The following is an 831-nucleotide window of genomic DNA, read 5'->3' as shown; positions in this document are numbered from 1 at the left end:
TTCTAGTTGAGAAGGATCCTGATAATCACTTCTTGAAAGAAGCCAATATGATGGTTGTTGAGGAGTCACAAAGCAGTTTGGTGTTGACGAAACGCTCTATTACAGCTTATGTCGAATCCGCTGGTGATAAGTTGCATTTAGCAAATATCGGGCAGGCACTCGATTCAGCGCGTGGCGGAATGCTTTTACTCGGTAGAGAGCGCGTCGCGAGTGTGATTGCTGCTAGTGAAAAGTGCATTCAGCAAGAGTTATTAGATTCACAATCACTGCCTGATGAAAAGCTTTTGGAAACCTTGGCAGACGCTTTATCGTCTGTCGAATACTACATTGACTCTCTAGGTAAAAGTAGCTCATTGAATGATGACCTGCTTAAACTGAGTGAAGATAGTCTTAAATCTATCGGGTACGACGTAGTCGCATGATGTGCGGCAATTGAGCAATAAAAAAGGCGACATGAAGTCGCCTTTTTTATTGCACTAAACAGCGGAATTACATGCTGAATAGTTCGCCAAGCTTAGTAGCTAGCATCATGTCGCCTTCTGCACGAAGTTGACCAGCCATGAATGCTTGCATGCCGTCAGTTTCGCCACTTACGATACCGTTAAGTGTTTCAGTGCTCATGATCAAAGTTACTGAAGGATCTTCGTGATCGCCTTCTGCTAGTGCGCAAGTGCCATCAGCAATTGTAAGGTTGTAGTTAGCATCGTCTTCAATGTTGAATTGGAAAACTAAGTCCAAGCCAGCTGCTGCATCAGCGTTAAAGTTGTTTTTTAGCGTTTCAAAAGTTGAAGCTACAGACATGAGAATACCCTTCATTTTATCTGTTAATTA

1 protein-coding gene and 1 pseudogene are annotated in these 831 nt (G+C 42.8%); one reads left to right on the top strand and one right to left on the bottom strand.

What is annotated here, in order from left to right; translation table 11 throughout:
- Nucleotides 1-422: pseudogene (locus A3738_RS31390) on the top strand (chemotaxis protein); the annotation flags it as partial.
- Nucleotides 423-489: 67 nt separating this feature from the next.
- On the opposite strand, the gene A3738_RS21775 reads toward A3738_RS31390, so the two are convergent.
- Nucleotides 490-801 (bottom strand): SCP2 sterol-binding domain-containing protein, encoded by a 312-nt coding sequence (locus tag A3738_RS21775; RefSeq protein ID WP_068479737.1) that lies wholly within the window; start codon nt 799-801, stop codon nt 490-492.
- Nucleotides 802-831: the final 30 nt, after the last annotated feature.

It is taken from the genome of Oleiphilus sp. HI0066 (assembly GCF_001635725.1).
The sequence above is the reverse complement of the archived record's forward strand: the minus strand, read 5'-3'. Positions and strand labels throughout refer to the sequence as shown.